Origin of the sequence: Bradyrhizobium sp. 63_E2_N1_3 (genome assembly GCF_052076005.1) — a bacterium.
Classification (GTDB): Bacteria; Pseudomonadota; Alphaproteobacteria; order Rhizobiales; family Xanthobacteraceae; genus Bradyrhizobium; species Bradyrhizobium barranii.
In genome coordinates this window covers 6,585,367-6,611,197 of record NZ_CP197235.1, presented here as the reverse complement: position 1 = coordinate 6,611,197, position 25,831 = coordinate 6,585,367, and the positions used below count along the sequence as shown (strand labels likewise).

Sequence of the window (25,831 nt, the reverse complement as noted above, 5' to 3'; positions counted from 1 at the left end):
TGACGTGCGCGCTTCACGCGCCACGGCGAAAGATCAATTCATGAGGACAAGACAATGCTTTCCAAAATCCGCACCGCGGCTCTCGCCGCCACCCTTTCGCTTGCCGCTTCAGCCGCGATGGCGGGCGCGGGCGACTACGCCTTCGAGCCCGTCACTCCGCAGATGAGGAAGGGCGAAGACGTCACGCTCGCCGTTCGCCTGACGAACAAGCAGTCCGGCAAGCCGATACCGGACGCAGTCATCTTCAAGACCCGCCTCGACATGGCCCCGGACGGGATGGCCGAGATGGAATCGGCGGTCGCGCCGCTGCCGTCCAGGGAGCCTGGTGTGTACGCCTTCAAGACGGACCTGCCGATGGCTGGCCGCTACCAGATGACGCTGTCCGTGAAGGTGCAGGGCGAACCGGAGACCGTCACCGGCAAGGTGATCGTCACGGCGGTCAAGTGAGCGTTCGGGCGCTGCCCGGCAGCGCCCGACATTCCCCCTTTTCCTTCACACGGACGCGCGCTCCCGGGTGCGCGGATACACGACATGAAAACGCTGCGTCTCCTGACGGCACTTGCGCTGGGCGGCGGCCTGGTCCTGGCCGGCTACTACTGGCATTCGAACGGTGCGGGCTGGCTCGCTGAGGCCGACATATCATCGGCTGCGGCCGCCGCGGAGCGAACTCCGCTCTACTACCGCGATCCAAGCGGCGCGTCGCTCTGGTCTGCGGGTCCGAAGAAGGACGACCGCGGGCGGGACTATCTGCCGGTCTACGACGACGATGGAGCGGCCGTCGCGCCGGCGCTACCGAAGGCGCAAGCGGCTTCGCCGCGAAAAATCCTCTACTACCGCAATCCGATGGGGCTGCCCGACACGTCGCCCGTCCCAAAGAAGGATCCGATGGGGATGGACTATGTCGCCGTTTACGAAGGCGACGACACCGACGACGGCACGGTGAAGCTGTCGCCCGGCAAGATCCAGCGCGCGGGCGTGAAGTCCGAGCCCGTCACGCGGCGCTCGATCCGGGTCTCGGTGAAGGCGCCCGGCACGATCCAGCTCGATGAACGCCGCGTGTCGGTGATCGCGATGCGCGCCGAAAGCTTCGTGCAGAAGGTCGCCGACGTGACCACCGGCACGCGCGTGAAGGCCGGCCAGCCGCTGATGGAAATCTACAGTTCGGCGGTGGCGTCCGCAGCGGCGGAATATCTTGCGACGATCACCTCCAAGACGGTCGGCGGTGTCGAGATGTACGGCCGCGGCTCGCGACAGCGGCTGGTCAATCTCGACGTTCCCGAGTCCGTCATTGCGGAGATGGACAAGACGCACACCGCGCCCGTCGCCATACGCTGGTCTGCGCCGCGCGACGGGGTCGTGCTCGAACGCAATGCGATCGAAGGGATGCGGGCCAATCCCGGCGACGTTCTGTTCCGGATCGCGGACACCTCGGTGGTCTGGGCGCTGGTCGACGTGGCCGAGCGCGATCTCGGCAACATCGCGGTGGGGCAGTCAGTCGCGGTGCGCGCGCGCAGTTTCCCCGGCCGGACCTTCACCGGGACCATCGCCGTCGTCTATCCGCAGGTGAACCGCGACACGCGCACCGTTCGCATCAGGATCGAGCTCGCCAATCCGGACGCGGTGCTGCTGCCCGACATGTACGTCGATGCCGACATCGACACGGCCGATGCCGCGCCCGTCCTGGCGATACAGGACAGCGCGGTGCTCGACACCGGCAGCCGGCAGGCCGTGCTCGTCGACAAGGGGGAAGGGCGTTTCGAGCCGCGGGAAGTCAAGCTCGGCCGTCGCGGCGGCGGCTATGTCGAGGTGCGCCATGGTCTCGCGGACGGCGAGGCGGTGGTGACCTCCGCCAACTTCCTGATCGATGCGGAAAGCAACCTGAAGGCCGCGCTGAAGGGGTTTGGCGAGGCGGCATCCCAGGCCACCGACGCCGGCCCTGGCAATGCAACGGGAGATCACAAATGATCGCCCGCATCATCGCCTGGTCGGCGCGCAATCTGCTGCTCGTGCTGTTCGGCGCCGGCTTCGCGGCCGCCGCCGGCCTCTATGCCCTGGTTCACCTTCCGCTGGATGCGATCCCGGACCTCTCGGATACGCAGGTCATCGTCTACACCGAGTATCCCGGCCAGGCGCCGCAGGTGATCGAGGATCAGGTCACCTATCCGCTGACGACGGCGATGCTCACCGTGCCGAAATCGAAGGTCGTACGCGGCTTCTCGTTCTTCGGCGTCTCCTTCGTCTATGTGATCTTCGAGGACGGCACCGACATCTATTGGGCGCGGTCGCGCGTCATGGAATTCCTGAACGGCGCGGCGTCCAGGCTTCCCGCCGGCGTCACCCCGACCATCGGGCCCGACGCGACCGGCGTCGGCTGGGTCTACCAATACGCCGTCATATCGAAGGAATTGAACCTGGCGGACACGCGCACGATCCAGGACTGGAATCTGAAGTTCGCGCTGGCCAAGGCCGAAGGCGTCGCCGAGGTCGCCAGCGTCGGCGGCTTCGTCAAGCAGTACAACGTGGTCCTCGACCCGCAGCGGATGCGCGACCGCGGCATCAGCATGCAAAAAATACGTGAGGCGATCCGCGCCAGCAACGCCGACGTCGGCGGCCGCACCGTCGAGCTCTCCGAGTTCGAATACGTCATCCGCGGCAAGGGCTACATCAAGAGCATCAACGATCTCGGCAACATCGTGCTGAAGACGAGCAACGGCACGCCGGTGCTGCTGCGGGACGTCGCCAACGTCGAGCTCGGGCCCGACGAGCGGCGCGGCATCGCCGAATTGAACGGCGAGGGCGAGGTCGCAAGCGGCATCGTGCTGCAGCGGTTCGGCGTCAACGCCCTCGACGTCATCGAAAACGTCAAGAAGCGCTTCAGGGAGATCGCGAGCAGCCTGCCGAAATCGGTCGAGATCGTGCCGGTCTACGACCGGTCGAACCTGATCTACGCGGCGATCGATACCCTCAAGCATACCCTGTTCGAGGAGAGCATCGTCGTCGGGCTCGTCTGCATCGTGTTCCTGCTGCATGTCCGCAGCGCACTCGTCGCGATCCTGATGTTGCCGGTCGGCGTGTTGATGGCGTTTGGCGCCATGAAGCTGCTCGGGCTGGGATCGAACATCATGAGCCTGGGTGGCATCGCGATTGCGATCGGCGCCATGGTGGACGCCGCCATCGTCATGATCGAGAACGCACACAAGCACCTCGAACGGGCGGGGCCCGATCAGTCACGCGTGCAGGTTCTGATCGACGCGGCATCCGAGGTCGGCCCCGCGCTCTTCTTCAGCCTGTTGATCATCACCGTGTCGTTCATGCCGATCTTCACGCTGGAATCGCAGGAGGGCCGATTGTTCAGCCCGCTGGCGTTCACGAAGACCTTCTCGATGGCCGCCGCGGCGTTGCTGTCCGTCACCCTGGTGCCGGCGCTGATGGTGATCTTCGTCCGCGGCAGGATCGTCCCGGAGAGCAGGAACGTCATCAACCGCTTCCTGATCTGGGTCTACCGTCCCGTGATCAAGGGGGTTCTGCGCGCCAAGACGCCGGTCATCCTGGCTTCGCTCGTCGTGCTTGCGGTGACGATCTGGCCGGCGCGCCAGCTCGGCACCGAGTTCATGCCGGCGCTGAATGAGGGAACGCTGCTCTACATGCCAACGACGCTGCCCGGCATTTCGGTCACCAAGGCGGCCGAGCTGATGCAGATGCAGGACCGCATCATCAAGTCGTTCCCGGAGGTCGCTTCGGTCTATGGCAAGGCGGGACGAGCCGCCACTGCGACCGATCCCGCCCCGACAGAGATGTTTGAGACGATCGTCAACCTGAAGCCTAGGGAGCAGTGGCGTTCCGGCGTTACCGTCGACAGTCTCATCGCCGAGATGGACAAGGCGTTGCAGTTTCCGGGTGTCTCCAATGCCTGGACCATGCCGATCAAGGCACGTATCGACATGCTCTCGACCGGAATCCGCACGCCGGTCGGCGTCAAGGTCATGGGCAATGACCTCGCCGAGATCGACCGGCTCGCGAAGCAGATCGAACGCGTCATCAAGACCGTACCCGGCACCTCGTCGGCCTACGCCGAGCGTGGCATCGGCGGCTATTATCTCGAGATCGTTCCCGACCGTGAGGCGCTCGCCCGTTACGGCATCCTGATCCAGGACGTCCAGGACACCATCGCGGCCGCGCTCGGCGGTCAGACGGTCACGACGATCGTGGAGGGACGGCAGCGGTTCACCGTGAACATGCGCTATCCGCGCGACCTTCGTGACAACCCCAAGGCCATCGCCAGCGACATCCTGGTGCCGATGCCGTCGGGCGGCGCCGTGCCGCTCGGCGAGGTGGCGAAGGTCGAACCCGCGCGCGGGCCGACGTCGATCCGGACGGAGAACGGCCAGCTTGCGACCTACATCTACGTCGACATCCGGGATCGCGACATCGGAAGCTACGTCACTGACGCGCAACGCGCCGTGACGGAGAGCATCCGGTTTCCCGCCGGCACCTACGTCGTGTGGAGCGGCCAGTACGAATATCTGCAGCGCGCCGCCGCCCGTCTGAAGATCGTGGTGCCCGTGACGCTCACGATCATCTTCCTGCTGCTGTACCTGAACTTCCGGGCGATGACCGAGACGCTGATCGTGATGCTGTCGCTGCCGTTCGCGCTGGTCGGCGGCATCTGGATGATGTGGTGGCTCGGCTTCAACCTGTCCGTTGCCGTCGCGGTCGGCTTCATCGCGCTCGCAGGCGTCGCCGCCGAGACGGGTGTCGTCATGCTGATCTACCTCGATCACGCGCTGGCCGAGGTGAAGGCCAGATGCAGCGCCGAGGGGAGGCCACTGACGCGCCGGGATCTCCACGACGCCATCATGGTGGGCGCGGTCGAGCGCGTGCGGCCCAAAATGATGACGGTGGTTGCCATCATGGCCGGTCTGCTGCCGATCATGTGGAGCACCGGGGCCGGATCGGAGATCATGCAGCGCATTGCGGTGCCCATGATCGGCGGCATGACGTCATCGACACTGCTGACGCTGGTCGTGATCCCCGCAATTTTCGGCTTGGTGAAGGGCCGGGGGCTTCCATCGGGCGAACGATCGGCTCCTGCCGACGAATGGACCGCGCGCGCGTCGCAAGCCGCCGAATAGGCTGGGCGGAGGTCGTCTTCACGGCGACCTCCGCTCTGGCGTGAAAAAAACCGCGGCGGATTCCGACCGAGGAGCGTTAGGGGCGGTGAGTCGCCTGGCGCGCTTCGACCACCTCGCCATCTTCCTTCGTGAACCGGCCGACCGGATTGTCGAGGAGATCGACGACGGCTTCGGAAGGGCGGCACAAGCGCGTGCCCTTCGAGGTCACGACGATCGGGCGGTTGATGAGAATGGGATGCGCGAGCATCTGATCGATCAACTGGTCGTCGGTCCATTTGGGGTCGGCGAGGCCGAGCTCCTTGTACGGCGTGCCCTTCTCGCGCAGCAATCCGCGAACCGTGATGCCCATCGCTGCAATCAGCTGCTTGAGCGTCTCGCGCGATGGCGGGGTCTTGAGATATTCGATGACCGTGGGCTCCGCGCCGCTCTGTCGAATCATCGCCAGCGTGTTGCGCGAGGTGCCGCAATCGGGGTTGTGGTAGATCGTGACGTTCATCGGGTCGTCTCCGCGATTGGGACAGGGCCGCGCGACTTCGACTGTCCGAGCAGCCAGTTCATCAACAGCATGCCGGCGAATGCTCCGCAGAGCTCCGCAAGGATGAAACCGGGCAGGTCGGTCGGACGAATGCCCGAGAACGTGTTCGTCAGCGACCGCGCGATGGCCACCGCCGGATTTGCAAACGACGTGGAGGCCGTGAACCAATAGGCTGCCGTGATGTAAAGGCCCACCAGCCAGGGAACCGCCGTCCGCTGAAATCGGATGCCGGCCAGGATCGTCGCGACCAGACCGAAGGCGGCGACCGCTTCGGCGAACCATTGCGGCCCTCCCGTTCGAACCTTCGTCGAGAAATCGAGCAGGGGAAGTCCGAACATCAGATGCGCGGCCATCGTTCCCGCGATGCCGCCGGCGATCTGCGCGACCACGTAGAGCACGGCTTCGTTGACCGGAAGCTCGCGCTTGCCGGTGAAGACGAGGGTCACCGCGGGATTGAAATGCGCGCCGGAGATCGGACCGAGCACGGTGATCAGGACAACCAGAATGGCTCCGGTCGGCAGGGTATTGCACAGAAGCGCCAGCGCTACGTCCTTGGTCAGCGTCTCGGCCATGATGCCGGAGCCGACGACGGTGGCGACGAGAATGCCCGTGCCGAGCGCTTCGGCTGCGAGGCGCCGTGGAAGATCGAAATTGTCCATCAGCCGGCCTTCGGCGTTGAATGTGTTGCGCCCTGGGAGCGTCCGATCTCGCGCAGCTTGGTGCCGAGGGAGAGCTTGTCGATGCTCCTGAGCGGCAGGCTCACAAAGGTGTCGATCCGATTCTTGAGGTAGCGGAATGCGGTGACGAACGCTGCCTGTTTCTCCAGATCGGTACCTTCGGCTGCGGCGGGGTCCTCGATACCCCAATGTGCGGTCATCGGCTGTCCCGGCCAGATGGGGCAGGATTCACCGGCCGCATTGTCACAAACGGTGAAGACGAAATCCATCACCGGCGCATCGGGAGCGGCGAACTCCAGCCAGCTCTTCGAGCGCATCCCGTCGGCGGGGTAGTCCATGCTTTCCAGCGTGCGCAGCGCCAGCGGGTGCACCGCGCCTTTCGGCGCGCTGCCGGCGGAGAACGACTGAAAACGGCCGGCTCCGTCCTTGCGAAGGATCGACTCGGCGAGGATCGAGCGCGCCGAATTGCCGGTGCACAAGAACAAAACATTGTACATCTGGTCAGGCACGGCTTCGCTCCTTTCGCTTTGGCGAGCAGCAGGCTTGAAGGCTCTCGACAACCGGTTCGCAAACCTCCGGCCGGCCGCCGCAGCAATCCCGAAGCAGGAAAACCGCAACGTCCCTGAACTCCGCAAGGTTGGCGCGATAGACGATTGAACGGCTGTGTCGCTCGGAGGTGACGAGGCGGGCACGCGTCAGGATCGAGAGATGAGCCGAAAGCGTATTCGGCGGGACTTCCAGCAGACGTGCGAGGTCGCCGGCCGCAAGGCCATCGGGCTCGTGTCGGACCAGCGTCCGGAAGGCCTCCAGACGGGTCGATTGTGACAGGGCGGCGAGCGCCAGGACTGCTTCTTCAGTTTCCATATATCCAGATTTATAGAAATGATGATAAAGCGTCAATTGAATTTCCGAACTCGCCGCGCTTAGAATGCGTTGTGTCTTGCGATCGAGGAAAGCCGGCCATGCAAACCCAATCGGTGATCACGTGTCCGGTCTGTCATCACGCGTCAGCCGAAACCATGCCGACCGACGCCTGTCAGTTCTTCTACGATTGCAAGGGATGCGGGACCCGGCTCAAGCCGACGAGCGGCGATTGCTGCGTCTTCTGTTCGTACGGATCGGTCCCTTGTCCGCCGATCCAGCAGAACGGAAAGTGCTGCTGAAGCCGCTCCGCCGGGGGCGGTCGCATATATATATTTCCAATATTCTAGAAATACGGTTGACGGCGAGGGCGGATCGGCGCATCTTATGGTCATGAAGATCGACGACGCAGCAGCACGCTTGGAAGCCCTGGGTAACCGGACGCGGCTCCAGATTTATCGGGCGCTGGTCCGGGCTGGACAGCCGGGCATGCCCGTCGGTCGCTTGCAGGACAAGCTGAAGATCCCGGCATCGACGCTATCTCATCACATCAAGTCTCTGGTTGCGGTCGGGCTCATTAGTCAGGTCCGCGAATCCACGACCCTGGTCTGCCACGCGAACTACGACGGGATGCGGGGCCTGGTGGATTTCCTGGTGTCGGAGTGCTGTGCCGACGAAACCGAATGCAAGGATACCAAAACGGCGGCCTGATTTTTTTGGGCCGAATTATTCGATGATTCTAGAACAACGGGAGTAGCGAAATGAGCGACGGAAAGACAGTTGCCATTGTCGGGGCAGGGCCGGTCGGCCTGGCTGCGGGCGCGCACGTGCTCGAACGCGGCATGTCTCCCATCGTGCTCGAGGCCGGACCCGAAGCCGGACACGCCGTCCGCCAGTGGCAGCAGGTCCAGCTGTTCTCGCCATGGGAGTACAATGTCGACAAGGCCGCCGCGCGCCTGCTTGCACCGACGGGATGGAATTCGCCGGACCCGCAATCCTATCCGACCGGCGGCGAACTGCTCGATCGATACCTGACGCCGCTCGCGACGCGAACGTCGCTGCGCGATGTGATCCGGACCTCCAGCCGCGTCTCGGCCATCAGCCGCGTCGGCTTCGACAAGGCAAAGACCAGGGGGCGCGAGCAGGCGCCTTTTGAAATCCGCTATCAGAACGGCAAGGGGCCCGAGGTTCTGCGTGCAGACGCCGTGATCGATACATCAGGCACATGGTTCTCCCCCAATCCGGCCGGCCGCAACGGCCTGCCGGCGATCGGTGAATCCGAATGCGGCGACCGAATTGCCTACGGCATGCCGGATGTGCGGGGTGCCGGCCGTTCCAGATATGCCGGGAAGACTGTTGCGGTGCTCGGCGCGGGCCATTCTGCGGTGGGCACGCTGATCGATCTCGTGCATCTCGCCGACGAAGTGCCGGGTACGCAGCCCGTCTGGCTGTTGCGCGGCGCCGATCCCGCGAAGGCGTTTGGCGGCGGCCGTAACGACAAGCTCGCGGCGCGCGGCGAACTCGGCAGTGCCTTCGCCGCACTTGTTGCCTCCGGGAAGATCAAGGTCGAAACCGAATTCGGGGTGACGCACCTCTCGGACTCCGAAGGTCGCCTCAAGATCGCGGCAGGGTCCTGTTGCGGAGGGCGAAGCGTGGTCGTGGACGAACTGATCGTGTCGACAGGTTTCCGTCCTGACTTCTCGTTCCTGTCCGAACTGCGTTTGCGGCTCGATCCCGCCATCGAGGCACCGGTCGCCCTGGCGCCGCTGATCGACCCCAACGAGCATAGCTGCGGGACGGTGCGTCCCCACGGCGCGCGCGAGCTCGCGCATGATGAAGCGGGTTTCTACATGGCTGGCATGAAGTCGTACGGCCGCGCTCCGACCTTCCTGATGATGACGGGTTATGAGCAGGTTCGCTCGATTGCGGCCGACATCGCCGGCGACAAGGAGGCGGCGGCGAGGGTGGAGCTTGTGCTGCCGGAGACCGGCGTCTGCACACGTGGCGGTGTCGAGGCCGCCGGGACCGCATCGGGATGTTGCGGCGGGCCGGCGAAGGAGGATTTGTCCGCCTGCTGTGCTGCCGACGAAACGGCCAAGAAGGCCGGCGCTTCGGGGTGTGGTTGTTCATGAAGCAAGTTCTCGCGGGCCAAGCCCGAGGCCCGCTCGGCGTCGTCGCCGCGCTCGGCACCGCGCAAACGGTTGCATGGGCGTCGAGCTATTATCTCCCGGCCATCCTGGCTGCGCCGATTGCGCGCGATCTCGGTCTCGCGCCGACTTACGTGTTCGGCGCGCTGTCGGGAGCGCTCGTCATCTCTGGTCTGCTCGGCCCGCGCGTGGGGCATGCCATCGATACGTTTGGCGGGCGCAGCCTGCTTGCCATTTCGAACCTCGTGTTTGTGGCAGGCCTGCTCCTGCTGTCCGTGGCCCATGGCGTGGCGGTGCTGATTGCGGCCTGGACGTTGCTCGGGATCGGTATGGGCATGGGCCTCTATGAGGCGGCCTTTGCGACGCTTGCGCGCATCTACGGTACCAATGCACGACGAACCATCACCGGCATCACGCTGATCGCCGGTTTCGCCAGCACGCTCGGCTGGCCCCTCACGACCTGGCTCGCGTCGGAGTACGGCTGGCGCGTCGCCTGTCAGGTATGGGCGTCGATCCATATCGCTGTTGCGTTGCCGCTCAATCTCTCGCTGCCGCGCGCCGTCCCATTGGACCAACAGGCTCGACCGGGGCCGGGTGCAATCCAGCAATCCGGACGCCAGAGCGAGACCTTCGCGATGGTGCTGCTGGCTTACATGTTCGCGGCAGCTAGCTTCGTCAGTTCGGGCATCTCGGCCATTCTGCCGACCATGCTGGTTGCGTTCGGCGCCACACCGGCTCAGGCCTTGCTCGCGGGCGCGCTGGTTGGGCCTGCACAAGTCGGCGCGCGTCTGCTGGAAGCAGGATGGCTCGCCCGGTTTCACCCGCTGCTTTCGGCGAGGCTGGCCATGCTGATGAATCCGATCGGCGTCGTTGCGCTGGTGATGGGCGGACCCTTGCTCGCGTCGACCTTCACGGTGCTGTACGGAGCGGGCAACGGCATCATCACCATTGCCCGTGGGACGCTTCCATTGGCGCTGTTTGGGCCGGCCGGATTCGGCAGGCGGGTCGGCATGATCTCGCTGCCTTCTAGACTGACGGGTGCCGCCGCGCCGCTCGCACTGGGGCTGATGGTGGAGCACATCGGCAGCAGTGCGCTGTGGATCAGCGCGCTCGTCTCGGTCTCGGCCTTCTTCGCGCTCTTGCTGCTTCGTACGGAGCGGGCAAACTCAACGCCTCTCCAGGTAGGAGAACAAAATTCGTAAGTTCGGCGGTCGGTCTCTGATTGCGGTGATGTGCATTGGGCAGGTCGGCAACCTCCTGCCGCATGTGACCTTGTCCGCAAATCTGGCGCAGCATTTGATGCCGGAGTGGGGCCTCTCCGCTGCCGAAGGCGGCCTGATGGCGAGCGGTTATGCGTTCGGCTACATGCTCGCGGTGCCCGTGCTGACGACGTTGACCGACCGGATCGACGCGAGGATTGTCCTGCTCTGGGGCTCGATCGTCAGCGGGCTCGCGACCGCAGCGTTCGGAATCTTCGCGCAAGGGTTCTGGTCGGCCACCGCGATCTGGTCCCTTGCAGGGCTTGGATTTGCCGGCGCCTACATGCCGGGCCTGAAGGCGCTGACGGACCGGCTTCCCGCCGGCAACACCTCACGCGCCGTCACACTGTACACCTCGAGCTTCTCGGTCGGCGTTGGCCTCTCGTTCCTGGTCGCGCAACTGATCGCCGACCGCTGGGGGTGGCGCACCGCCTTCCTCGTCACCGGCCTCGGTCCCGTCGCCATGGTCGTCGCGTGCCTTCTGATGCGGGAGCAGCGGTCCGCGCCGAAGGCGGGACGTCTGCTCAACTTCGCACCCGTCTTCGCCAACCGCGAGGCGCTCGGTTACATCCTCGGCTATGGCGCGCACTGCTTCGAGCTTTACGGCATCCGCACCTGGCTGGTCGGGTTCTGGACCTTCGTCGTTGCGCACCAGGGCGCGCCGTCTTGGTTGAGTCCCGTCGTGCTGAGCTTCTGCTTCGCGGTGATCTCGATGCCCGCAAGCATCCTCGGCAACGAGGCCGCGCTGAAATTCGGCCGCCATCGGGCGATCACGATCGTCATGATCGCATCGGCCTGCGTCGCACTTATCATCGGCCTCAACGCGACGGCGCCGGCATGGGTGCTCGCACTGCTGCTGCTCGCCTATGGCCTGACCGTGCCCGCCGATTCAGGTGCGTTGACTGCCGGCATGTCTGCCGCGGCGACTTCCGAACATCGCGGTGCGACCCTGGCCTTGCATTCGACGGTCGGCTTCGGTCTGTCGGCGGTTGGAGCCTGGGGAACCGGCGCCGCGCTCGACGCCGCCGGCGGTCCGCAGAGCGCGACCGGCTGGCTGCTGGCGTTCATCGTTCTTGCGGCGGGAATTGCGTTGGGTCCGTTCGCGCTGCTCTGGGCGCGGATGGATCGAACGTATCACGCCTGAGCCAGCTCTACTCGTGCCGCCATATCTCCACGGCTGAGATGACCAGGATCACAGCCAATCCCGGCAAAAGAATCGAATTCGGGACAACGCCGAGCAGCAAGCCGCCGATGAATGTACCGACGATCGATCCGATCGCCATTGCAAGCATGAACTGCCAGTTGGCGCGGAGCACTGAAAAGCTTTGATCGCGGCTATAGCGCGCGAAGCCCACCAGCATCGTCGGAAGGCTTACCGCGAGTGAGAGGCTGCCTGCCAGCTTGACGTCCGCGCCGAACAGCAGGATCAGGGTGGGGATCAGGAATTCTCCACCGGCAACGCCGAGCAACGACGTCACGATGCCAATCACGAAGCCTGCCGCTACGCCCGCGATAATCAGGTACATGCCGGCTAGCGCCGGGGCGGTTGCTGCCGCAGTGCTGTGCGCGAACAGAAGCACACCTGCGATCAGCAGCAACAAGACGGCTATGATCTTGTAGAGCGTTTCGGATTTGAGGCGCGTCGCCCAGGATGCTCCGGCATAGGCGCCAACAAGGCTGCCAGCCAGCAGGTTCAGGATGACCGGCCAATGCGCATATATTTCGGCAAAGGGAACGGCGCGGGCACGAAATGGCAGCGCGCTGGCCACCACGATCAGGCTCGTCGCCTTGTTGAGGACCACGGCTTCAAGACCGCGAAACCTGAACAAGCTGATGAGCAGCGGCAGACGAAATTCAGCGCCCCCGAGGCCGATGAGGCCGCCCAAGGTACCGATGATTGCGCCCGAGCCGAACGCGGCGGAATTGTTTCGCATGGACACGACGGAAAAAATGCGCTGGTGCGCAAAACTGGACTTGCCCGTAATCCGTCGTGGCGGGGAGCTTCACACCTGCTTACGGCAGGGAGTGGGGCAGAGGAACAGGCTAGTCTAGAATCTCGGGCGTTGCAAACTTACGTCCACTCGGCTTCGAGTGGCAGGGGACGATGACGATCCTTCGATCATGGCTCGCTTTTCTCCGACATGAAACCGCGACGGATTGCTCCGCGCGGGTGTTACGAACTTTAGATGCTGCCTGTATGCGGGTCTTTTGCTCGACGTGCCAAAGGTTCCAAACCGTCGGCGCTATCCTCGTGACGTGCCTCCGATGACTTCTGCATTCCCCGACTTAAGCAGGTTGACAGTTCGGCCATCCGGGTTTTAATTCGCCGCTACGGGGATGTGCGATCTCCCCGTGAGGCGACATGCCCAAGTATCGCGTCCTTAATCACCAAGGGCGCAGCATGTCAGCATCATACATCCCCATTTCTTCCGGCAGATTATCTAGACTGATCGGCACGGCGAATACGCCGGCGCTTATCGATGCGCGCGTTGACGGGGACGTCTCAGCCGACCCCCGCCTGATACCCGGCGCCGGGCGACGCTCGCGCGACGTCCAGGATTGGGCCTCCCGCTTGATGGGCCGATGCGATCGATCTCGGGGCGTGATTAGCCGCAGCTGCTTCAAGACCTAGGAGCACATCAATGAGAAACACACTCTTCACGTTCATCGGTCTCGGCGCCTGCCTCCTTGGCTCGGTCTCGACGGCTCAAGCGCAGAACATCGACTGGCAGAAGGTTGACGAGACGCTGGGCCGCAAGCCCGCCGTTTCGGACGACGTCCACCGCTACGGCTTTCCCCGCAGCGATCTCTCCGTGACGTTGGACGGGGTGACGATCAAGCCGGCGCTGGCGCTCGGCGGCTGGGTTGCGTTCAAGCCTGGGCACGGCGGCGCCATGGTCATGGGCGACCTCGTGCTGCTCGAAACCGAGATCAATCCCGTGATGGCGAAGATGATCGCGAACGGCCTCGAGATCACCGCCATCCACAATCATCTGCTGCGCGCGAGTCCGGCGACGTTCTACATGCATGTTGCCGGGCACGGGGACCCGGTCAAGCTCGCCGCTGCGATCCACGATGCACTTGCCGAAAGCAAGACTCCATTGACCGTCGCAGCGCCGGCGAGCCCGCCGCCGGCCGTGGACCTAGACACCGCGAAGCTCGACCAGATTATCGGCAGCAAGGGACAGGTCAACGGAGGCGTCTACCAATTCAACGTGAAGCGACGTGATCCGATCACGCAAGATGGCATGCCATTGACCCCTGTCGCCCCAATGGGCGTTGCGATCGGTATCAACTTCCAGCCGACGGGGGGCGGGAAGGCGGCCATCACGGGCGACTTCGTGCTGACGGGCAACGAGGTCAACCTTGTCATTCTGGCGCTGCGCACGCACGGCATCGAGGTGACCGCGCTGCATAGCCACATGCTGGATGAGCAGCCGCGGCTTTTCTTCATGCACTTCTGGGCGAACGACGATGCCGTGAAGCTCGCCGAAGGCTTGCGCGCGGCCCTGGACAAGACTGCCAGCACGAAAAGTTGAGCCAAGGATTAGAAGGAGAAGCCCGATGCGTTACGAAGCCAAACCGATGCCGTTCGATCCAAAGTCGATCAGCGGAATCTCTGAAAAGGTGCTCGTCAGCCACTACGAGAACAACTACGGCGGAGCCGTGAAGCGGCTCAACGCGATTGGCGCGCAGCTCGCAGAGCTCGATTTCGCGAAGGCGCCGAACTTTCTCATCAACGGCCTGAAGCGCGAGGAGTTGATCGCAACGAACTCGATGATCCTGCACGAGATCTACTTCGACGGTCTTGGTGGATCCGAGAGGCCGAGCGGCGCTCTCGCCGATGCGATTGCGCGCGACTTTGGCAGCATCGAGCGCTGGCGTACGGAATTCGCGGCCATGGGCAAGGCCGAAGGCGGTGGCTCGGGTTGGGTGATCCTTGCCTATTCACCCCGTGACGGGCGGCTCATCAATCAATGGGCCGCAGATCATACCACAACGCTCGCCGGCGGTCGGCCGGTGCTGGTGCTCGACATGTATGAGCACGCCTATCACATGGATTTCGGCGCTGCCGCCGCCCGCTATGTCGACGTCTACATGGAGGCCATTCGCTGGGAGAACGCCGCCAAATTGTACGATCGATACGCCGGGGAATCCTGAAAGAGGCGGGAGGGGGGTAGGACGCCGAGGTATTGCCAAACGAGTGATCGATTGCGGGGACCCGCGACCTCCCCATCAGATGGATATCCATCCAAGTGCTCGCCTGCATTGTTCTTGGGGAGACGACCCATGGATGGACCTGTCTTCGCTCTCTTCGCACTTGCCGCGCTCGCTGGCGGCTTCGTCAGCGGCTTTTCCGGATTCGCCATGGGCCTCGTGGTGTCGGGCGTATGGCTGCACATCATCACGCCGATGCAGACCGCTACCTTGATCGCAGGCTACGGCTTGCTCACGCAGGGCTACGGCATCTTCAAGCTGCGACATCTCCTCGACCTTCGGAAGGCTTGGCCGCTCGCGCTCGGAACTGTCATCGGCATCCCGATCGGCGTCAGCATTCTCGCTTACCTGAACCCCAGCTACCTCCGATTTGGTGTGGGGGTCCTGCTGGTGCTCTACGCAATCTACGGCCTGACGAAGCCCGTATTCGCTCCGGTAAAGATCGGAGTCGGAGCCGATATCGCCATTGGCGTCTCCAACGGCTTGCTTGGCGGCCTGACAGGGCTCGGCGGCGTGATCTCGACGATTTCCTGCCAATGGCGCGGCTGGCCCAAGGACGTGCAGCGCGCGGTGTTTCAGCCAGTGCTGTTCGTGGCGTTCGTTGTCATCTCGAGCTCTCAGGCCGTAGCCGGTACCATAACGAAGGAAACGCTGATGCTATACGCATTGGGCGTTCCCTTCATGGTCGCGGGCCTTTGGTCCGGCTTCAAACTTTTCGGCAAGATCAACGACGAGACCTTCCGCAGGACCGTGCTGGCGCTTCTGCTGCTCGCGGGATTGTCGCTGATCGCATCGGTGCTGTCGTTCGGACTGCGTTGATATCAGCCGAATCCCCGGCGGCTTACCACCTCGGACTATTCTCCGCGGACGAGAAAATCGCCGGAAAGAGGCCTATCGCCGCCTCGCTGCCTTTGGTGTCCCGATGACGGATTTAAGCAGGCGCAGGTCGCTCGACGCCTCCGCGAGCAGCCAGTCACGAAATGTCGCAATCTTCGGAAGTGACGCGGTCGCCTTGGGGCAGACGATCCAATAGCTCTTCGACAATGGCACCGACTCCGGGAAGGGCAGCGCCAGCCGTCCATTGATCAGGTCCCAGGCCCCTAATGTCGTGCGGGCCAGGGCGATGCCCTGGCCGTTGATTGCGGCATCGATGACCATGCTGGCGCGATTGAGCACCGGACCATGCGTGACATCGGCGTCGTCAATGCCGACGCCACGTAGCCAATTTGCCCAGTCGGACCTGCTGTCGAGGTGGATCAGGGGAAATCTCAGGATATCCGCGACCCCGCCGATGCGGCGGCGTCCCGACAGCAGCTTGGGACTGCACACGGCGAAGAGCCGTTCCGTGCAGAGCCTTGTGGCATCGAGGCCCGGCCAGTTTCCATCGCCATGGCGGACCGCAAGATCGACCTCCTCACGCGCAAAATCGACGTGATGCATCGTTGCCGAGACGCGGAGATCGATTCCCGAATGCGCTTCCGCGAAATGGCCGAGGCGATGCACCAGCCATTTGGCGGCAAAATCCGGGGACGTGCTGACCGTGAGCACGCCTGCGTTCTGTCGCTGCAACAGCCGCTCCGTACCCGCGGCAATTCGGTCCAGCGCATCACGTATCACCGCGAGATAGTCGCGGCCCGCTTCCGTGATGATCAGGCGCTGGCGCTCGCGGCTGAACAGCTTGATGGCGAGCTCCGTTTCCAACGCCTTGACCTGATGACTCACCGCACCTTGCGTGACGCACAGCTCTTCGGCGGCCCGCGTGAAGCTCTCGTGGCGGGCTGCGGCTTCGAAGGCCTTTAGTGCGTTCAGCGGTGGCAAACGCGGGCGCATGACGAACCTTCCTGAGGGACTTCATGAGAAAAATTGGGGCTGGCCCGAGAAACGATGCTTTGCGGACTTTGCCCTGCCGGCCCTATGCAGGCGGCCACGACACGAAATCATGGGAGTTGGAGGCAATAAATGTCAATACCTATTGCCGTTCGCGGTTTTCCGGCGCGAGTTCGACGCAGCGCGACGGCTGCGGATCATAAACATAATTCATGGCAGGCGTTGATCGGCAGATGGCTTGCCCGTATCGAGCGGATAAATCAGCGCGACGATCTTCGCGCGATTGCCGACAATCCCCATCTCCTTGCCGATCTCGGGCTCACCCGGGAAGAGGCCTTGGAGCAAGCGAACAAGCCGTTCTGGCGCTGATCGAGCCCGATCGACAGCAAGCGAACCGGGAGGAGAAAAGATGTCCGAGACCATCGTTTACGGCTTTCCCCGCAGCACGTTCGTCAACATCGTGCGGCTCGTCCTCACCCACAAGGACGTGGCCTACCGCTTCGAGGACCTCGAGCCCGTGATGGGCAGGAGCGAGCATCTCGCGCTCCATCCGTTCAACCGCGTTCCGATCTTCCGGCACGGCGACTTCACCGTCTACGAGACGCGCGCCATCGTCGGCTACATCGACGAGGTGTTCGCGGGAGCACGGCTGACGCCGCAGAACCCGCACGCGCGGGCTCGCATGAATCAATGGATCGGTGTCGTCGATTCCTACGTCTATCCCTACATGATCTACCATGTGACCCACGAGCGGCTGGTGTTTCCCGAGCTCGGGATTGCATCCGACGAGAAGGTGGTGGCGCACGCACTGCCCAAGGTCGAGAACGCACTCGTGGCCATCGAGCGCGAGCTCGCCGATGGTCGGGACTACCTCCTCGGTCCAGAACTCTCGATCGCGGATTTCTACCTTTTGCCAAGCACCTTTGCGTTCAGCCTGACGGAGGAAGGCAAGGCCATGTACCCGAAATATCCGGCCTTCTGTCGATGGCGGGAGCGCATGGAGAGCCTGCCGACGACGCAGAAGCTGCGCGCGATCCTGCCGCCGCGCGCGCCCATTGCGCATGCCCGCGAGTGGGCGCACTCGCACCGCCCGAGATATTGAGCTAGGCTTGGACTGACACTGGGGGCAGGGACTTTCCGCCAGGTACCCGACGCAGTGGATTGCGTTTTCGAGCGGCGGGGGACGACGGTGATCCTTAGATCACGGCAACCTGTGCTACGACATGAAAAACGCGGCGGATTGCTCCGCCGCGGGTGTTACGAACTTTCGATGTTGCCATCATGCCAGTGTTTTGCCCGACGTGTCAAAGGCGGCCAAAATGGTCTCGCCGCTGAGGTCGCGCTGCTGCTGATCGGTCGTTCAGATTAGCTAACAGTTTCAATGCCCCCGCTACTGTGCATGGGGTTGTTTTTCAGTTTTTGTATTGCGGCTCGCCGAAACGGCCGCGCTCAGCGCCGTCCGCGCGGCGCTTCGGCCTTGGCGGGCGCTTCTGTCTGCGGCGCGCAGGTCGCAGCCTGAAGCGAGTTTTGCGCCTGCTGCATCAGGCCGGGCTCGGCGGCGAGCGCCTTCATCACGATCAGGCCGGTGGTAGCAGGGGAATCGATGATGAGGCGGTCGGCCGCGGTGATCTCTTCGTCCTCGGGCAGCTCGTTGTGCTGCGGCTCGGTCATGAGGTCGAGCTCGATCACCTTCTTGCCGGCGGAGCGGTCGTTGATGGCGTAATAGGCGATCTCGTTGCGGGTGTAGAACGACACCGAGGTGTAGGCCTGGCTCACCGGCACCGTGAGCTTGAGCGGCCCGCCCGTGAGGTCGTAGCGGCAGATCGCGATCGCGAAGGCCGGGTCCATGAACGGCATCGGCGAATTGTTGGGATCGGCGAGGGGAAGCTGCGTCACGGCATTGAGCTTGGTCATCGGCGTCAGCCGCGAATAGGCGTCCTGTGTCGCGATCCGCGGCAGCGCCAGCACGCTGACGAGATGGACCACGAGGCCCAGCACCACGCCCGCGACGATGGTGAACATCAGGCGGATCATGAGCAGCCCACCGTCTTGATCGTGGGCATCGGCGCATCGCGCTGGGTGCGCGTCGCGACCCCGACCGGCGTGTCGTAGAGGCGCAGCATCAGCGCGTAGCGCTCGATACCGCCGGTCGGCAGCCAGTTGCCGGCGCGCGAGCGCGAGGCGATGCGGATCTCGAACGTCCCGTCGGACTGCCGCACGATCTCCTGGCTGGTGAAGCCATAGCGCTGCAGCGAATTGGCGACGAGGTGGCCCTTGCGGTCGTACAGCGTCAGCGTCCAGAACCGCGCCGGCGGCGTCACGCCGGAGACGATGACGTCGCAGCGGCCGTCGAGCGCCTTCTTCTTCTCGTCGGCGGTCGCGGTGAAGGCGACGCCGTCACCGGTGCCGATCGGCAGCTCGCCATTGCGCACGATGGTGGCGCGCGAATAGGGATCGACGTCGGCGGTGCCGGTGCGCGGGCGGGCGGTCCACGGGCCGATGGTCAGCGCGCCGATCTCGGTGCCGCGCGTCGTCGTCATCCAGGTCGCGCCGACGCCGACCACGCTCGCGAGCAGAAGGGCCGTCAATGTGATCAGGATCAGCCGCACGGGTTTCGATCAGTTCTTGCGCGGGACGGATGCATTCGCATTCTCTTCCGCATAGTTCTGCGGGAAGGCGAGCGCGCTCGTCGACGACGCCGGCTTGGCCAGCTTGTCGTCGTCGGCAGCCGCCTTGGTCGCGGTCCTGGCGGCGTCATCGAGCAGCTTCTCGACGCGCACCAGGACGTCGGCGCCGCGCTTGGTCAGCACGGGCGGCGGGCCGGGCTTGGTCTCCAGCACCTTCGGCGCCGCATTGGCCTGCGCTGCCGTCGGCTGCGGCGGCAGCTTCTGGCCCATGCCGATGCCGGGGATTTCCCGGACCTCGACGCCCTGATGCGCGGTGACCATGATGTCGTGCCAGGTCTGCGCCGGCAGCGAGCCGCCGGTCATGCGGTTGGTCGGCGAATAGTCGTCATTGCCGTACCACACCGCGCAGGTGAAATTGCCGGTGTAGCCGACGAACCAGGCGTCGCGATACGCATTGGTCGTGCCGGTCTTGCCGGCGGTCGGAATGCCGTCGAGCGCGGCGCGGCGCGCGGTGCCTTCGCTGACGACGTGGCTCATCATGCCGGCCATGTCGGCGGCAACGGAGGCCGGGATCGCCTGCCGCGGCTTCGGACCGTCGCGGTCCCAGCGCCAGACCGGATCACCGGCACCGGTGCGCACTTCCAGCACCGAATGCGGCGTCACCGCCTTGCCGCGGTTGGGGAAGGTGGCGTAGGCGACGGCGTGCTCGATCACGGTGACTTCGTCCGAGCCGATCGGCAGCGACGGCGTGTCGGGCAGCGGCGCCTTGAGGCCGAAGCGGCGGGCGACCTCGACGATCTTGGCGCGGCCGAGCTTGGCCGGGTTCGGCGCCTTCGGCTGTTCCTTCTGGCCGATCGCGATCGACAGCTTGACCGGCACGACGTTGATCGAGCGCGTGATCGCCTGCGTCAGCGTCACCGAGCCGGAATAGGAATGGCCATAGTTCTGCGGACACCAATTGCCGATGCAGACCGGACCGTCGACCACGATCGAGTTTGGCGTGAAGCCGTTGAGGAGCGCGGTGGTGTAGACGTAAGGCTTGAACGACGAGCCGGGCTGGCGGTAGGCGTCGGTGGCGCGGTTGAACTGGCTGGCACCATAGTCGCGGCCGCCGACCATGGCGCGGATGCCGCCGTCGAGATCGGAGACGACGGTCGCGGCCTGCGTCGCGTGATAATCGCGGCCGAACTGGCGCAGCTGGTTCTCGATGGCGTCTTCCGCGGCCTTCTGCACGTTGGTGTCGATCGCGAGGCGCACCACGAAGACGCGCTCGGTGTAGGATTTCGGGAAGGTGTCGACCAGCTTGCGCATCTCGTCGAAGGCGTAGTCGAGATAGTAGTTCGGCGAGGCCTCGTCGCGGCGATCGACCGCGAAGGCCGGGTTGCGGCGGGCGCCGAACACCTGGCCCTCGGTCATGAAGCCGGCGTCGACGAGGTTGTCGAGCACGACGTTGGCGCGGGCACGCGCCGCGGGCAGGTTGATGTGGGGCGCGTATTTGGTCGGCGCCTTGAACAGGCCGGCGAGCATCGCGGCTTCGGCCAGCGTCACGTCGCGCGCGGATTTGTTGAAGTAGAAGTGGGCTGCGCCGTCGACGCCAAAAGTGCCGCCGCCCATATAGGCGCGGTCGAGATAGAGCTTGAGGATCTCGTTCTTGGTCAGGCGCCATTCCAGCCAGACCGCCAGGAAGGCCTCGTTGACCTTGCGCTCGATGGTGCGCTCGTTGCTCAAGAACAGGTTCTTGGCGAGCTGCTGGGTGATCGAGGAGCCGCCCTGGCGGACGCCGCCGGCCTGGGCGTTGGTGACGAGCGCGCGCGCGGTGCCGGCGATGTCGATGCCGAAATGCTCGTAGAAGCGGCGGTCTTCGGTGGCGAGCGTCGCCTTGATCAGCACGTCCGGAAAGTCTTCCAGCGGGATCGAGTCGTTGTGCTTGATGCCGCGGCTGCCGATCGGGTTGCCGTAGCGGTCGAGGAACGACACCGCCAGGTCGGACTTCTTCAGCCAGTCCTCGTCCGCGGTCTCGCGGAAGGCGGGGATGGCGAGGGTGAGCATCACGACCAGGCCGCCGAGGCCCAGCGTCGCGGCCTCCGACAGCGGCTCGATGAAAACCCAGCGCTTCCACCGCCCGACATAGAAGCGGTCCATGAAGGTCGAGTAGCGCTCGTAGAGCTCGCGGATGCCCTTGGCGGAGGAGAACAGCGAGGAATCGATGCGCGCGTCGAGATCCAGAAAGAAATTCCGGATGCGGCTCTTCCAGTTGGATGGTGTGTTCTGGACCACCTAGAACCCTTGAGGCTCGGTTCGACAGCGTTCAGGCACCCGGCCGGGCGGCACCGAGACGTCTTGAGGGAATGTTACGGCAAACCCAAGGCGCCGGTTCGCGTCCGAGGGGACTTGCTGTTCCTTCTAGCCGAGCAGGGCCCATAAACCAATGGTCAGGCTCGCGATTTTGAACAACAGGCCTAATTGACCCCGGTTCATTACGGGCCTCAATTGGGCGTTGCTTGCAGCGTCCCGGCCGCACGCCGTAGATGAACGAGCCGTAGCTCTTTCGAACCCTTGTTGAGGCGCATGACCGCAGCTCCCAAACGACCTTCAGGCCAGGAAGGATTCTTCTGGAAAACCAAGACGTTGGAAGAGCTGTCGACGGCCGAATGGGAGAGCCTGTGCGACGGCTGCGGCCGCTGCTGCCTGAACAAGCTCGAGGACGAGGATACCGGCGACATCTATTTCACCCATGTCGGCTGCAAGCTGCTCGATGCCGGGACCTGCGGCTGCAAAGACTATCCGAATCGCTCCGCCAAGGTTCCCGACTGCGTCCGCCTGACCCCGGCCAATGTCCGCACCCTGAACTGGCTGCCGCCGAGCTGCGGCTACAAGCTGGTCGCGGAAGGGCGCGACCTCTATTGGTGGCATCCGCTGGTCTCGGGCGATCCCAACACCGTTCATGAAGCCGGCGTCTCCGTCCGCGGCCGGGTCGAGGGCAGCGAGGAGGAGATCCCGGACGAGGAGCTCGAGGACCACATCGTGCAATGGCCGGCGCAGCTGCCGAAACGGGCACGCCTGAAGCGACGTCCGAAGGACTGACCCGCCTGCGACGTCGAATCACGTCATCGCGATGACCCCGCGGCGGGATGCACCCATGCGCCGCGGTGCCTGCCTGAGAAGAACTTTCCTCTCTACATTGCCTGCATAGAACGAATCCTTCGCGGCGTTTGCGCCGCTTCACGGCTTCCGATCGAGATGAACAAGTTCGACCGGCAGAGCAGTTCTGCCGACATTCAGGCGTTGCCTGACGACATTGCCGAAGAGCTGTCCCGCCTTCCCAGCGAGGTCTTGAGCGTCGACGACGCGCCTTCGCTCGCGCCGCCGGCGCCGTTGTCGCAGGACGAGGTCCGGACCATCGTGATCAGCCTGATGCTGACGATGTTCCTGGCTGCGCTTGACCAGACCATCGTCGCGACCGCGCTGCCGACCATCGGGCGCCAGTTTCACGACGTCTCCAATCTCTCCTGGGTCATCACCGCCTATCTGCTCGCCTCGACCGCGGTCGCACCGGTGTTCGGGACGCTGAGCGATATCTACGGCCGCCGCGTGATGATCATCATTTCGCTCAGCCTGTTCGTCGCCGGCTCCGTGCTGTGCGCGATCGCGCCGAACATGCCGATGCTGATTCTGGCGCGCGGCCTTCAGGGCCTCGGCGGCGGCGGCATCATGCCTGTCGTGCAGACCGTGATCTCCGACATCGTCTCCCCGCGCGAGCGCGGCCAGTACCAGGCCTATTTCTCCAGCGTCTGGATGGTCGGCGGCATTTTGGGCCCGGTCATCGGCGGCGTGTTCGCCGAGCATCTGCACTGGTCGATGATCTTCTGGATCAATCTGCCGCTCGCGGCCGCCGCCATCGCGATGCTGCTGCCGAAGATGAAGAAGATCCCGGTGTTCCACCGCAAGCGCAAGGTCGACTGGCTCGGCGGCGTGCTGCTGATGGCCTCTGCGGTCGTCTTCATGCTGGTGCTGACCTGGGGCGGCACGCGCTATCCGTGGCTCTCGCCGACCGTGCTTGCGATGGTGGGCGGCGCCGTCGCGCTCGCGGTCACCTTCGTGTGGCACGCGCGGCGGGCCGACGAGCCGTTCCTGCCGTTGAAGCTATTGACGGGTTCGGTGGCGCCTTTCGCCATGACAGCCGGTGGCTGCGGGCTCGGTGCGATCACGGGCCTCACCGTGCAGCTGCCGCTCTATTACGAGTCGGTCTACCATCTCAGTGCCAGCGAGGCGGGCCTTGCGCTGATTCCGCTCGCGGCAGTCTCGACCTGCGGTGCGGCGATTGCCGGCCGTACCATGGCGCGCGCAAAGCACTACAAGCGCGTTGCCATCATCGGCACGTCCTGGGCCGCGCTGTGCGGCCTCGCCCTCACGGTCACCACCTTGCCGCTGTGGGGCTTGCTGATGCTGATGGCCGCGTTTGCGCTCGGCCTCGGCACGACCTTCCCGGTCTGCGTGGTCTCGCTGCAGAATTCGGTCGCGCGCCCGCAAGTCGGCACCATCACCGGCGCGATGAACTTCTTCCGCTCGCTGATGTCCTCGTTCACGGTCGCGGCGTTCGCGGCGATCCTGCTGATCGCGCTCGGCGCCGACGTTCCGCTGGCCGGTGAGCATCATGCCGTGGGCAACATCCCCGCGATTCCCGCCGAGGATATGAGGCACGCGTTCCGCTACGTCTTCGGTGCCGCCACCGCGCTGATGACCACCGCCTCGCTCTGCCTGATCATGATGGAGGAGCGGCCACTCGCCGGCCCCTCCGTCACGCAGCAGGTGGAGATGGCGGAGTAGGGGTTAGCCGCCGCGATCGGGATCGTCGTCGGCATCACCTGCGCTCGTCTTTCGCGCCTTCGCCGCAAGCTGTTCCTTGAGACGCGCGAGTGCTTCGGCGGACCAATCATTGACATCTGTCACCGCGACCCAGGCATCGACGTAATGCTCGGGCGCGTAGACATGGCCAAAGCCCATCGGCGTCGCGGTCGCGACCGCCATGTCGAGGGCGAGCTGCAGCATCGTCACGATGGGATACCAACGCAGCTCCGGTGATACGTCCGGCCCGCGCGGCGCATTCATCCAGTCCGGCGCCCGATAGGCGTCGCGGTAGGCGAAGAACGTGATCGCGTCGCTGGCATATTGCAGATAAACGACGCGCATCGGCCCCCAGGGCCTATCCGGCGGCACCGTCGGCCCGTTCTGGTTCATGAAGCGGACGAGGCGGCCGTCGCGGAATTCCGGGAGCCAGGCCGGCGATCCTGGATTGCGGTTCGCGGTGACCGATCGCCAGATGCGGCTCTCGAATGGCGCCCCGCTCCACAGCGCGCCGCCAATGGGATCCCCGATCGTCTCGAACAGCTCCGCGGATTTCTCCGAGTTCATGGCGCCGAGGCTCAGTCCATGCAGATACAGCTTCGGCCGCTTGTCCTTCGGCAGCGTCGTCCAGTAGCCGTAGATTTCCGCGAACAGTGCGCGCGACGCTTCCGCGCCGTATTCGGGCTGAAACAGCAGCGACAGCGGACTGTTGAGATAGGAATACTGCATCGCGACGCTCGCGACATCGCCATGGTGGAGATATTCGACCGTATCCATCGCGGCCGGATCGATCCAGCCCGTGCCGGTCGGCGTGATGACGATCAGGATTTTGCGGTCGAAGCCGTGTTGGCGCTTGAGCTCCTCGAGCGCAAGCCTGGCGCGCGCTTGCGCGGTGTTGCGGCTCCCGAGCCCGACATAGACGCGCACGGGATTCTGCGCAGGCCTTTCCGTGACGGCGCTGATCTCGGCTGCGGCCGGGCCTGAGGCAATGAACCGGCGCCCCATGCGCCCGAGCTCGGTCCACTTCACCAGCGATGCCGGGCTTCCCGTCCGACCGGGATCGGTCGGCTGCGGCCGCTCGGGCTCGAACAGAACATCGAGTTCGCGGAAGGAGGAATCGAGTGCGTTGAACGCCGTGCGGATCAGGACATTGCTGGCGATCGACCAGAACAGCAGGGCTGCGACGAGCACGCCGATCACGTTCGCGACCTTCCGCGGAACGAGGCGTCGTGTGCGCGCGGCGAGAAAGCGGGCGACAAGCGCGAACAGCCGCCCCAGCGCCAGCAGCAAGACGAACGTGATCAGGGCGATGACGCAGACCTTGAGCGGATGGGCGGTCTCCAACGGCGCCATCTTCATCACGGCGCGGATCGAGTTCTGCCATTCGGCCGTGCGCCAAAGGAAGACGATGACGACGAGCAAGCAGACGGCTGCGGCCAGTGCATTCGCAATTGATCTTGCGCGCGCCGAAGGTTCGGGCAGTTCGAGATAGTGCCACAGCCGGCGCCACAGGATTCCGGTGAAATAGCCGATCGCAAAGCAGCCGCCGGCGAGGGCACCTTGCGTGAGATAGCTGCGCGGGATCAGCGTCGGCGTCAGCGCGGCAGCGAAGAACAGCGCACCCAGCATGAGGCCGACGCCGGACAGCGACAGCAATTGTCGCCGAATGAACCGAGCTGGATTCATGAAAGCACCTCCCGAGC

General features: G+C 64.4%; 25 protein-coding genes. 15 read left to right on the top strand and 10 right to left on the bottom strand.

What is annotated here, in order from left to right:
• The first annotated feature begins 54 nt into the window (after positions 1-54).
• The 3 genes from AB7531_RS31550 (at position 55) to AB7531_RS31540 (ending at position 5,132) form a co-directional block, all read left to right on the top strand.
• Complete coding sequence (locus AB7531_RS31550; protein WP_063984575.1) at positions 55-447, top strand: FixH family protein; 393 nt, start codon at positions 55-57, stop codon at positions 445-447.
• Positions 448-531: 84 nt separating this feature from the next.
• Complete coding sequence (locus AB7531_RS31545) at positions 532-1,965, top strand: efflux RND transporter periplasmic adaptor subunit (protein ID WP_063984574.1); 1,434 nt, start codon at positions 532-534, stop codon at positions 1,963-1,965.
• Positions 1,962-5,132 carry an efflux RND transporter permease subunit gene (locus AB7531_RS31540; protein WP_063984573.1) on the top strand — a complete coding sequence of 1,057 codons (3,171 nt, stop codon included), beginning with the start codon at positions 1,962-1,964 and terminating at the stop codon, positions 5,130-5,132. The genes AB7531_RS31545 and AB7531_RS31540 overlap by 4 nt, the downstream gene beginning before the upstream one ends.
• Before the next feature lie 76 nt (positions 5,133-5,208).
• On the opposite strand, the gene arsC is transcribed toward AB7531_RS31540, so the two are convergent.
• From arsC to AB7531_RS31520, 4 genes are read right to left on the bottom strand one after another with little or no spacing between them, the layout of a single operon-like run.
• Positions 5,209-5,628 carry an arsenate reductase (glutaredoxin) gene (gene arsC / locus AB7531_RS31535; protein WP_063984572.1) on the bottom strand — a complete coding sequence of 140 codons (420 nt, stop codon included), beginning with the start codon at positions 5,626-5,628 and terminating at the stop codon, positions 5,209-5,211.
• A complete protein-coding gene (locus AB7531_RS31530) occupies positions 5,625-6,326 on the bottom strand; it encodes an aquaporin (protein WP_063984571.1) in 702 nt (233 codons plus the stop codon). Before AB7531_RS31530 ends, arsC begins: the two co-directional genes overlap by 4 nt.
• Complete coding sequence (locus AB7531_RS31525; protein ID WP_063984570.1) at positions 6,326-6,853, bottom strand: arsenate reductase ArsC; 528 nt, start codon at positions 6,851-6,853, stop codon at positions 6,326-6,328. The genes AB7531_RS31530 and AB7531_RS31525 overlap by 1 nt, the downstream gene beginning before the upstream one ends.
• On the bottom strand, positions 6,846-7,208 hold the full coding sequence (locus AB7531_RS31520) for an ArsR/SmtB family transcription factor (protein ID WP_063984569.1): 363 nt from the start codon (positions 7,206-7,208) through the stop codon (positions 6,846-6,848). The genes AB7531_RS31525 and AB7531_RS31520 overlap by 8 nt, the downstream gene beginning before the upstream one ends.
• 98 nt (positions 7,209-7,306) lie before the next feature.
• On the opposite strand from AB7531_RS31520, the gene AB7531_RS31515 reads away from it, so the two are divergent.
• The 5 genes from AB7531_RS31515 to AB7531_RS31495 all read left to right on the top strand — a co-directional run bounded on the left by AB7531_RS31515 (position 7,307) and on the right by AB7531_RS31495 (position 11,755).
• Entirely contained in the window at positions 7,307-7,507 is a 201-nt protein-coding gene (locus tag AB7531_RS31515) for a GDCCVxC domain-containing (seleno)protein (RefSeq protein ID WP_080586512.1), read from the top strand.
• Between the two features lie 91 nt (positions 7,508-7,598).
• On the top strand, positions 7,599-7,916 hold the full coding sequence (locus AB7531_RS31510) for an ArsR/SmtB family transcription factor (RefSeq protein ID WP_063986549.1): 318 nt from the start codon (positions 7,599-7,601) through the stop codon (positions 7,914-7,916).
• A gap of 50 nt (positions 7,917-7,966) precedes the next feature.
• Positions 7,967-9,337 carry an NAD(P)-binding domain-containing protein gene (locus tag AB7531_RS31505; RefSeq protein WP_063984568.1) on the top strand — a complete coding sequence of 457 codons (1,371 nt, stop codon included), beginning with the start codon at positions 7,967-7,969 and terminating at the stop codon, positions 9,335-9,337.
• Entirely contained in the window at positions 9,334-10,554 is a 1,221-nt protein-coding gene (locus tag AB7531_RS31500) for an MFS transporter (protein ID WP_063984567.1), read from the top strand. The genes AB7531_RS31505 and AB7531_RS31500 overlap by 4 nt, the downstream gene beginning before the upstream one ends.
• A gap of 28 nt (positions 10,555-10,582) precedes the next feature.
• The gene (locus AB7531_RS31495) at positions 10,583-11,755 is read left to right on the top strand and encodes an MFS transporter (RefSeq protein WP_063984566.1); all 1,173 of its coding nucleotides are present in this window, start codon (positions 10,583-10,585) and stop codon (positions 11,753-11,755) included.
• A 7-nt stretch (positions 11,756-11,762) separates the two neighbouring features.
• Here the strand turns inward: AB7531_RS31495 and AB7531_RS31490 are convergent, their stop codons facing one another.
• The gene (locus tag AB7531_RS31490; RefSeq protein ID WP_063984565.1) at positions 11,763-12,545 is read right to left on the bottom strand and encodes a sulfite exporter TauE/SafE family protein; all 783 of its coding nucleotides are present in this window, start codon (positions 12,543-12,545) and stop codon (positions 11,763-11,765) included.
• Positions 12,546-13,253: 708 nt separating this feature from the next.
• On the opposite strand from AB7531_RS31490, the gene AB7531_RS31485 reads away from it, so the two are divergent.
• The 3 genes from AB7531_RS31485 to AB7531_RS31475 all read left to right on the top strand — a co-directional run bounded on the left by AB7531_RS31485 (position 13,254) and on the right by AB7531_RS31475 (position 15,648).
• The gene (locus tag AB7531_RS31485) at positions 13,254-14,150 is read left to right on the top strand and encodes a DUF1259 domain-containing protein (protein WP_063984564.1); all 897 of its coding nucleotides are present in this window, start codon (positions 13,254-13,256) and stop codon (positions 14,148-14,150) included.
• A gap of 25 nt (positions 14,151-14,175) precedes the next feature.
• The gene (locus tag AB7531_RS31480) at positions 14,176-14,772 is read left to right on the top strand and encodes a superoxide dismutase (RefSeq protein ID WP_231144430.1); all 597 of its coding nucleotides are present in this window, start codon (positions 14,176-14,178) and stop codon (positions 14,770-14,772) included.
• 129 nt (positions 14,773-14,901) lie between these two features.
• Positions 14,902-15,648 carry a sulfite exporter TauE/SafE family protein gene (locus AB7531_RS31475; protein ID WP_063984562.1) on the top strand — a complete coding sequence of 249 codons (747 nt, stop codon included), beginning with the start codon at positions 14,902-14,904 and terminating at the stop codon, positions 15,646-15,648.
• Between the two features lie 72 nt (positions 15,649-15,720).
• Here the strand turns inward: AB7531_RS31475 and AB7531_RS31470 are convergent, their stop codons facing one another.
• On the bottom strand, positions 15,721-16,659 hold the full coding sequence (locus AB7531_RS31470) for a transcriptional regulator GcvA (RefSeq protein WP_063984561.1): 939 nt from the start codon (positions 16,657-16,659) through the stop codon (positions 15,721-15,723).
• A gap of 129 nt (positions 16,660-16,788) precedes the next feature.
• On the opposite strand from AB7531_RS31470, the gene AB7531_RS31465 reads away from it, so the two are divergent.
• Positions 16,789-17,025: a DUF1127 domain-containing protein gene (locus AB7531_RS31465; protein ID WP_187388104.1), complete on the top strand. Its 237-nt coding sequence runs from the start codon at positions 16,789-16,791 to the stop codon at positions 17,023-17,025.
• Positions 17,026-17,065: 40 nt separating this feature from the next.
• The gene (locus AB7531_RS31460) at positions 17,066-17,758 is read left to right on the top strand and encodes a glutathione S-transferase family protein (protein ID WP_063984560.1); all 693 of its coding nucleotides are present in this window, start codon (positions 17,066-17,068) and stop codon (positions 17,756-17,758) included.
• Positions 17,759-18,105: 347 nt separating this feature from the next.
• Here the strand turns inward: AB7531_RS31460 and AB7531_RS31455 are convergent, their stop codons facing one another.
• From AB7531_RS31455 to AB7531_RS31445, 3 genes are read right to left on the bottom strand one after another with little or no spacing between them, the layout of a single operon-like run.
• Positions 18,106-18,690: a DUF1254 domain-containing protein gene (locus AB7531_RS31455; RefSeq protein ID WP_063984559.1), complete on the bottom strand. Its 585-nt coding sequence runs from the start codon at positions 18,688-18,690 to the stop codon at positions 18,106-18,108.
• Positions 18,687-19,265: a DUF1214 domain-containing protein gene (locus tag AB7531_RS31450; protein WP_063984558.1), complete on the bottom strand. Its 579-nt coding sequence runs from the start codon at positions 19,263-19,265 to the stop codon at positions 18,687-18,689. The genes AB7531_RS31455 and AB7531_RS31450 overlap by 4 nt, the downstream gene beginning before the upstream one ends.
• A 9-nt stretch (positions 19,266-19,274) precedes the next feature.
• Positions 19,275-21,560, bottom strand: coding sequence for a transglycosylase domain-containing protein (locus AB7531_RS31445; RefSeq protein ID WP_071915626.1), 2,286 nt, complete (start codon positions 21,558-21,560; stop codon positions 19,275-19,277).
• Positions 21,561-21,851: 291 nt separating this feature from the next.
• Here AB7531_RS31445 and AB7531_RS31440 point away from each other — a divergent pair, with 291 nt between their 5' ends.
• Entirely contained in the window at positions 21,852-22,367 is a 516-nt protein-coding gene (locus tag AB7531_RS31440) for a YcgN family cysteine cluster protein (protein ID WP_014496718.1), read from the top strand.
• 156 nt (positions 22,368-22,523) lie between these two features.
• On the top strand, positions 22,524-24,110 hold the full coding sequence (locus AB7531_RS31435; protein ID WP_063984556.1) for an MDR family MFS transporter: 1,587 nt from the start codon (positions 22,524-22,526) through the stop codon (positions 24,108-24,110).
• Positions 24,111-24,113: 3 nt separating this feature from the next.
• Here AB7531_RS31435 and AB7531_RS31430 read toward each other — a convergent pair whose 3' ends face one another.
• Positions 24,114-25,814, bottom strand: a complete 1,701-nt coding sequence (locus tag AB7531_RS31430) for an alpha/beta hydrolase (protein ID WP_063984555.1) — start codon at positions 25,812-25,814, stop codon at positions 24,114-24,116.
• Positions 25,815-25,831: the final 17 nt, after the last annotated feature.

Coding starts and splice junctions, on each gene's coding strand:
- AB7531_RS31550 (WP_063984575.1), top strand. CDS start 55: ATGCTTTCCAAAATCCGCACCGCGGCTCTCGCCGCCACCCTTTCGCTT.
- AB7531_RS31545 (WP_063984574.1), top strand. CDS start 532: ATGAAAACGCTGCGTCTCCTGACGGCACTTGCGCTGGGCGGCGGCCTG.
- AB7531_RS31540 (WP_063984573.1), top strand. CDS start 1,962: ATGATCGCCCGCATCATCGCCTGGTCGGCGCGCAATCTGCTGCTCGTG.
- arsC (WP_063984572.1), bottom strand. CDS start 5,628: ATGAACGTCACGATCTACCACAACCCCGATTGCGGCACCTCGCGCAAC.
- AB7531_RS31530 (WP_063984571.1), bottom strand. CDS start 6,326: ATGGACAATTTCGATCTTCCACGGCGCCTCGCAGCCGAAGCGCTCGGC.
- AB7531_RS31520 (WP_063984569.1), bottom strand. CDS start 7,208: ATGGAAACTGAAGAAGCAGTCCTGGCGCTCGCCGCCCTGTCACAATCG.
- AB7531_RS31515 (WP_080586512.1), top strand. CDS start 7,307: ATGCAAACCCAATCGGTGATCACGTGTCCGGTCTGTCATCACGCGTCA.
- AB7531_RS31510 (WP_063986549.1), top strand. CDS start 7,599: ATGAAGATCGACGACGCAGCAGCACGCTTGGAAGCCCTGGGTAACCGG.
- AB7531_RS31505 (WP_063984568.1), top strand. CDS start 7,967: ATGAGCGACGGAAAGACAGTTGCCATTGTCGGGGCAGGGCCGGTCGGC.
- AB7531_RS31500 (WP_063984567.1), top strand. CDS start 9,334: ATGAAGCAAGTTCTCGCGGGCCAAGCCCGAGGCCCGCTCGGCGTCGTC.
- AB7531_RS31495 (WP_063984566.1), top strand. CDS start 10,583: ATGTGCATTGGGCAGGTCGGCAACCTCCTGCCGCATGTGACCTTGTCC.
- AB7531_RS31490 (WP_063984565.1), bottom strand. CDS start 12,545: ATGCGAAACAATTCCGCCGCGTTCGGCTCGGGCGCAATCATCGGTACC.
- AB7531_RS31485 (WP_063984564.1), top strand. CDS start 13,254: ATGAGAAACACACTCTTCACGTTCATCGGTCTCGGCGCCTGCCTCCTT.
- AB7531_RS31480 (WP_231144430.1), top strand. CDS start 14,176: ATGCGTTACGAAGCCAAACCGATGCCGTTCGATCCAAAGTCGATCAGC.
- AB7531_RS31475 (WP_063984562.1), top strand. CDS start 14,902: ATGGATGGACCTGTCTTCGCTCTCTTCGCACTTGCCGCGCTCGCTGGC.
- AB7531_RS31470 (WP_063984561.1), bottom strand. CDS start 16,659: ATGCGCCCGCGTTTGCCACCGCTGAACGCACTAAAGGCCTTCGAAGCC.
- AB7531_RS31465 (WP_187388104.1), top strand. CDS start 16,789: ATGTCAATACCTATTGCCGTTCGCGGTTTTCCGGCGCGAGTTCGACGC.
- AB7531_RS31460 (WP_063984560.1), top strand. CDS start 17,066: ATGTCCGAGACCATCGTTTACGGCTTTCCCCGCAGCACGTTCGTCAAC.
- AB7531_RS31455 (WP_063984559.1), bottom strand. CDS start 18,690: ATGATCCGCCTGATGTTCACCATCGTCGCGGGCGTGGTGCTGGGCCTC.
- AB7531_RS31440 (WP_014496718.1), top strand. CDS start 21,852: ATGACCGCAGCTCCCAAACGACCTTCAGGCCAGGAAGGATTCTTCTGG.
- AB7531_RS31435 (WP_063984556.1), top strand. CDS start 22,524: ATGAACAAGTTCGACCGGCAGAGCAGTTCTGCCGACATTCAGGCGTTG.
- AB7531_RS31430 (WP_063984555.1), bottom strand. CDS start 25,814: ATGAATCCAGCTCGGTTCATTCGGCGACAATTGCTGTCGCTGTCCGGC.